Origin of the sequence: Mesorhizobium sp. M7D.F.Ca.US.004.03.1.1, from assembly GCF_003998635.1 — a bacterium.
In the GTDB taxonomy this organism is placed as follows: Bacteria; Pseudomonadota; Alphaproteobacteria; order Rhizobiales; family Rhizobiaceae; genus Mesorhizobium; species Mesorhizobium loti.
The window spans coordinates 1-5,879 of sequence record NZ_RZQG01000341.1; the positions used below are offsets into that span (position 1 = coordinate 1).

Here is a 5,879-nt window from a genome sequence, read left to right on the forward strand (position 1 = left end):
CGGTTGCAGCTCTCGCAGAAATTATGCGTCATCGGCGTGATGAAGCCGAGCCGCCCGCCGGTCTCGGCGACATGGACATAGCGGGCCGGGCCGCCGGTCTTGAAGGGGATGTCGGTCAGCGTGAACTGGCGCTCCAGCGACGCGCGCAGCAGCGAAAGCGGCAGATACTGGTCGGTGCGGTCGGCGTCGATTTCGCCCATCGGCATGGTTTCGATGGCCGTCAAGTCCATGCCGCGGCCGTGCGCCCAGCGCATCATCTCGGGCAGCTCGGCGTCGTTGAAATCCTTCAGCGCGACCGCGTTGAGCTTGACCTTCAGCCCGGCCGCAAGTGCTGCGTCGATGCCTTGCATGACCTTGTCGAGATGGCCCCAGCGGGTGATCTTGTGGAACTTGTCGGCATCGAGCGTATCGAGCGAGACGTTGATGCGCCTGACGCCGCAATCGGCGAGTTCTGCGGCAAAGCGCGACAGTTGCGAGCCGTTGGTGGTCAGCGTCAGTTCTTCCAGCGCGCCGCTGTCGAGATGCCGCGACAGCTGGCGCACGAGATGCATGATGTTCTTGCGCACCAGCGGCTCACCGCCGGTGAGGCGCAATCTCCTGACACCCTTTCCGATGAAGACCGTGCAGAGCCGGTCGAGTTCTTCCAGCGACAGCAGGTCCTTCTTCGGCAGGAAGGCCATGTCCTCGGCCATGCAATAGGTGCAGCGGAAATCGCAGCGGTCGGTGACCGACACGCGGAGATAGCTGATCGTGCGACCGAAAGGGTCGATCATGTCCATGCAAACGCTTCCCGTGACCGTGAACGGCGTCGTTATATACCGCTATGTGATACGATGCGGCCGTTCATTCAAGATACCGTCTCTCGATCTTTGGTAACATCTCTGCGCCGACATCGCATGTCGGTCGGCCTGAAACAGGCTTTTCCCGTTTGGCGAAGCGGCGTAGGGAGGATGGATGATACGGGATCGAACAGCATGACCGCACCGAAAGAACTCAGGGTCTCGAAGGACCGCAAACTGCTATCCGTCACCTTTCCCGACCATCGGCCGTTCGAACTGCCGGCGGAACTGTTGCGCGTCGCCTCGCCATCGGCCGAGGTGCAGGGCCATTCGCCCGAACAGCGGGTGACGGTTCCCGGCAAGCGCAATGTGGCGATCCTGAAGATCGAGCCGGTCGGCAACTACGCCGTGCGCATCACCTTCGACGATTTCCACGACACCGGTATCTTCACCTGGAATTACCTGCACACGCTCGGCCACGAGAAGGATGCGCGCTGGGACGCCTATCTCGCCGAGCTTGCGGAAAAGGGCCTGAGCCGGGACCGCTAGCCTTGGGCGTGCTGGTGTCGTGAAGACGTCACACATCTGGAGTAGCGCCGGCAAAGGTTTGGAGACGAAAAAGATGTCCGTCATCACCACGGTCGAGCAACTTGAGGCGCTCTATGGCGTCCCAGGCGAGGCCTCGCTGGTCAAGGAACTCGACCACGTCATTCCAGAGTATGCCGCCTTCATCGAAGCCTCGCCTTTCGTCGCGCTGGCGACCGGCGGGCCGGAGGGGCTGGACTGTTCGCCGCGCGGCGATCTCGCCGGCTTCGTGCGCATTCACGATCCGAAAACGCTGATGATGCCGGACCGTCGCGGCAACAACCGCGCCGATTCGCTCAGAAACATCATCCGCGACCCGCGCGTTGGCCTGCTGTTCCTGGTGCCGGGCTCCGGCACGACGCTGCGCGTCAATGGCCGTGCTCATATCACCATGGATACAGCGCTGTGTGCCTCCTTCATGGTGGACGGCAAGGCCGCGCGCTCGGTGACCGTTGTCGATGTCGATTCGGTCTATTTCCAATGCGCCCGCGCCATTGTCCGCTCCGAACTCTGGAATCCGGCAAGGCACGTCGATCCGAAGTCGCTGCCGACGCCCGGACAGATCCTGGAAATCACCAGCCGCAAGACCATCGACGGCGAGACCTACGACAAGGAATGGCCGGAGCGGGCGAAGAAGACGATGTGGTAGGTCTGGGCTGAAAGGGGCGCTCAAGCCTCTTTCAGAACCTCATAGATCTTGCGCATCTGATCGCCGATCATGTCGCACTGTTCCGGTGTCGACTGGCTCATCGCCTTCTCGATCAGCGCCATATGCACTTTCAGCGCCTGCATCAGCAGCGCCTCGCCGGCTTCCGTCAGGGCGAGCCGCAAGATTCGCTTGTCCTTTTCATCGCCTTCGCGGCGCAGCAGGCCGCGCGCTTCCAGCTGCGGCAGCAGCATGGTGATGTTGGAACGGCCGACGAGCAGCTTGCGGGCAAGGTCGTGCTGCGACATGCCGGGATGGCGGTAGAGGTTCATCAGCACGTCGAGCTGCGCCGGCTTCAAATCGAGCGGCGCGAGCTTCACCGCCAGCGTGCGTTCCAGCACATGGCAGGCGCGCGCCACCGCGACCCAGTTGCGAAAACGCGGGCTGTCCCAAGGTAGCTCTTGTTTATTGTTCATCTTTGAACTATTATGTTCATGCTTGAACGTATGGATGGATTCTCACTATGGCATCATTCGGGCTGAAGGTCATCCGGGGCGTGTTTGGTGCGGCCGAGCGTGTCGCGCCACGCCTGACCGGGCGAGCGGCGTTCGAATTGTTCTGCCGCACGCCGAGCGTCAAGGCGCTCAGCGACGGCGAACGCCGCGCCATCGGCCGTGCTGCCGAGTTCATGACCGAGGCGCGTCATCACCGGCTGAAGACCGCGACCGGCTGCGTCATGGTGCACGAGTTCCGACCGGAGCCGGGCAGGGCAGTCGCCGGCACGGTGCTTGTCGTCCATGGCTGGCGCTCACGCACCGAATATATGCGCGCGTTGATCGAAGGCTATCGTGCCGCCGGCTACAGGGTCGTTTCGCTTGACTTGCCTGGCCACGGCCAGTCGCAGGGCCGGCGGTTGAACATGGTCAATGCGGTGGATGCGGTGCGGGTTGCCGGCGAATGGTTCGGCCCGTTCGTGGCGGCGGTCGGCCATTCCTTCGGCGGCGCAGTCGCCGCCAATGCCATCGCCGGTTCGGTCAAGAACATTCCGCCACTGGCGGCCGGACGACTGGTGCTGATTGCGGCGCCAAGTTCCCTGCCGGCGATTTTTGCCGACTTCAGCCGCATGCTCAATGTCGGCCCGCGCTCGCAGGTCGCCATGGCGGACCGTGTCGAACATCTTTCCGGCAGGCCGCTGCACGAATTCACCGGCGACCGCCAGCTTGCCCAGGCGCCGGTGCCGACCCTGGTCATCCACGCACAGGACGACCGCGAAGTCTCGGCCGATCATGCAAGGCGCTATGCCGGCGCAGGCGGCCATGTGCGGCTTTACTGGGCCGATGGGCTCGGCCACCGCCGTATCCTTGCGGACAAGGGTGTGATCGAACGCGCGGTCGGCTTCGTGATGCATCGCGAGCCGTCGCTGCTGCATTGAGCGTCGATCGAGTTTACTTCTTCTTTTCACCGGGTTCGACCGGCAGTCCGGCGGCCTTCCAGGCGGTGTAGCCGCCAAGGATGTGCTTGACCGGCGAAAGCCCCATGTCCTGCGCCGTCTTGGTGGCCAGCGCCGAGCGCCAGCCGCCTGCACAGAAGAAGACGAAGCTCTTTCCCGAAGCGAAGAATGGCTTGTGGTAAGGGCTTTCGGGATCGATCCAGAATTCCAGCATGCCTCGGGTGACATGTTTGGCGCCGGGAATCCTGCCGTCGCGTTCCACCTCGCGAGGGTCGCGCAGATCGACGAAAATGGTGTCTTCATCGTCGAGCAGTCCGGCTGCTTCCTCCGGCGAAACCACTTCAATCTCGGCGTTCGCCTCGTCCAGCAGTTCGCGATAACCCTTTTTCACGCTCTCGTCCCTCCCGGCCTTGCCGGCGAATTTCGAGCACACTGGCGGGCGTTTGTCACGCTGCGTCGGTGCCGGCCAACATCTTCCAGGCAGCCATGGCCCCAGCTACCGTCGCCAGCAGGGCGGCGTACGATGCCCCGTCGCGTGCCTGGATCGACATGCCGTGCTGAACCGTGGCGAAGAAGGTCGCGATGGCGCTGGCGTCGAAATCCGCCGGCAGTTCGCCTTCGGCAACGCCGCGCTCGAGACGCTTCTGCAGCGCGCTATGGTTTTCGGCGCGGCGGCGGCGCAGATCATCGCAGATGGCGCCGCGGCTCGAGTCCTGATGCAGCGCGCCAAGCGCGACCAGGCAGCCCTGCGGGCGATCGGTCTGTGCATAGGCTTTCGCCGTCAGGCACAGAAATTGTTCGATCGCCAGCCGCGCGGTCGGTGCTTCCTCCAGCGCCAGCCAGATGTCGGCGCCCTCGGTGCGCGAATAAAGCTCCGTCGCCTCGAGGAACAGCGCCTCCTTGCTGCCGAAGGCGGCATAGAGGCTGGGCGAGTTGATGCGCATGGCGGCGGTCAGCTCGCTCATCGACGCGCCTTCGTAGCCACGCGCCCAAAAGACCTCCATCGCGCAGCGCAATGCAGAGGTTCGATCGAAGGTGCGGGGGCGGCCTCGTTCCGACATGATGCTCTTTTCTGTGTTGATCGATACATAATTCAGTTGACGCCGACGGGCAAGGCTGACAGATATTTATGTATCGATCATTACAAAAAGGAGAAATCGATGTCATCCAACCAACTGGGCGGCAAGGCCGCGATCGTCACCGGCGGCAGTCGCGGCATCGGTGCGGCGATTGCGCGACGTCTCGCGGCCGATGGCGCCAGTGTCGCGCTGACTTATGTGCATGGCGAGGATCAGGCCCGTGCTGTTGTCGCCGACATCGAGGCCAAGGGTGGCCGCGCCATCGCGATCAAGGCCGACAGCCGCGATGCCGCCGCCATAGACAGGGCGGTTGATGACGCCGCGAGTGCCTTTGGCCGGCTCGACATCCTGGTCAACAGCGCCGGCATCTGGCGCGCGGCTCCTATCGCTACATTGTCGCTGGCCGATTTCGATGAGACCATGGAGGTCAATCTGCGAGCCTCTTTCATCGCCTCCAAGGCGGCGGCGGCCCATATGGGCGAGGGCGGCCGGATCATCTCGATCGGCAGCAATCTTGCCGAACGGGCGACGGACATCGGCCTCACCGCCTATTCTACCAGCAAGGCGGCGCTGGTCGGCCTGACCAAGGCGCTGGCGCGCGACCTCGGCCCACGCGGCATCACCGCCAATGTCGTTCATCCCGGCTCGACCGACACCGACATGAACCCGGCCGATGGCCCGCATGCCGAACACCAGCGCCAGAAGATGGCGACACCGCGCTTCGGCAAGGCCGAGGACATCGCGGGCATGGTCGCCTGGCTGGCAGGCCCGGAGGGCCGTTTCGTGACCGGCGCCGCGCTGACCATCGATGGCGGCGCCAACGCCTGATCCGCAAGGGATTTCACGGCTGGAGCGGAAACACCTTCTGCTCCAGCCGTCACGATGTTGTGAAACCGTTCTGCAACAGGCGTTCCAAAATTTATGAAAGCTTAACGAAATCGGTATGAATCAGTATAGTCGCGCCTTACATCCGCCATGCGGTGAGCGGGACGATCGAGCGTGCGGAACGGGAACCGGTTGCGACCGGAGCGGGTGATCCATGAAATTCCTCGGAAACAAAGCAACCGTGATGCCGCTGATGGCGATCACGGCAACGCTCGCTTTCGGTGTGCCTCAGGCAGGCGCGCAGGGGCTCTTCGACATGCTTTTCGGCGGCGGCGTCAAGCGCGCGCCGCAAGGCGAGTTTCCGCCCCCGCCACCGAAGCACAAGCCAAAAGCCCCGGCCGGCGCCGGCGGCGGTGGTGTGAAAATCAGCAGCCCGTCCTACTACACCTACAAGGCCGACCGGCTGGTCCGCATCGACTTCTCGGCGCTGACCGCAGCGCCGCAGCCGGCGACCC

8 protein-coding genes and 1 pseudogene are annotated in these 5,879 nt (G+C 63.6%); 5 read left to right on the forward strand and 4 right to left on the reverse strand.

Annotated features, from left to right (window positions below; translation table 11 throughout):
* The coding region (moaA, locus tag EN935_RS19135; RefSeq protein ID WP_127373523.1) for a GTP 3',8-cyclase MoaA at positions 1-779 on the reverse strand (779 nt) is incomplete at its 3' end.
* Between the two features lie 195 nt (positions 780-974).
* On the opposite strand from moaA, the gene EN935_RS19140 reads away from it, so the two are divergent.
* A complete protein-coding gene (locus EN935_RS19140) occupies positions 975-1,328 on the forward strand; it encodes a DUF971 domain-containing protein (protein WP_109671237.1) in 354 nt (117 codons plus the stop codon).
* A 73-nt stretch (positions 1,329-1,401) separates the two neighbouring features.
* Positions 1,402-2,013 (forward strand): pyridoxamine 5'-phosphate oxidase family protein, encoded by a 612-nt coding sequence (locus EN935_RS19145; protein ID WP_127265646.1) that lies wholly within the window; start codon positions 1,402-1,404, stop codon positions 2,011-2,013.
* A gap of 20 nt (positions 2,014-2,033) precedes the next feature.
* Here the strand turns inward: EN935_RS19145 and EN935_RS19150 are convergent, their stop codons facing one another.
* The gene (locus EN935_RS19150; RefSeq protein ID WP_127265645.1) at positions 2,034-2,486 is read right to left on the reverse strand and encodes a MarR family transcriptional regulator; all 453 of its coding nucleotides are present in this window, start codon (positions 2,484-2,486) and stop codon (positions 2,034-2,036) included.
* Positions 2,487-2,533: 47 nt separating this feature from the next.
* Here EN935_RS19150 and EN935_RS19155 point away from each other — a divergent pair, with 47 nt between their 5' ends.
* A complete protein-coding gene (locus tag EN935_RS19155) occupies positions 2,534-3,442 on the forward strand; it encodes an alpha/beta hydrolase (protein ID WP_127373524.1) in 909 nt (302 codons plus the stop codon).
* Positions 3,443-3,455: 13 nt separating this feature from the next.
* On the opposite strand, the gene EN935_RS19160 is transcribed toward EN935_RS19155, so the two are convergent.
* Positions 3,456-3,851, reverse strand: coding sequence for a rhodanese-like domain-containing protein (locus tag EN935_RS19160; protein WP_056587731.1), 396 nt, complete (start codon positions 3,849-3,851; stop codon positions 3,456-3,458).
* Positions 3,852-3,906: 55 nt separating this feature from the next.
* Entirely contained in the window at positions 3,907-4,521 is a 615-nt protein-coding gene (locus tag EN935_RS19165) for a TetR/AcrR family transcriptional regulator (RefSeq protein ID WP_109671241.1), read from the reverse strand.
* A gap of 99 nt (positions 4,522-4,620) precedes the next feature.
* Between EN935_RS19165 and EN935_RS19170 the strand changes: the two genes are divergently transcribed.
* Both EN935_RS19170 and EN935_RS19175 read left to right on the forward strand, forming a co-directional pair.
* Positions 4,621-5,367 carry a 3-oxoacyl-ACP reductase family protein gene (locus tag EN935_RS19170; RefSeq protein WP_109671242.1) on the forward strand — a complete coding sequence of 249 codons (747 nt, stop codon included), beginning with the start codon at positions 4,621-4,623 and terminating at the stop codon, positions 5,365-5,367.
* Positions 5,368-5,578: 211 nt separating this feature from the next.
* Positions 5,579-5,879 (forward strand): annotated as a pseudogene (locus EN935_RS19175) (hypothetical protein); the annotation flags it as partial.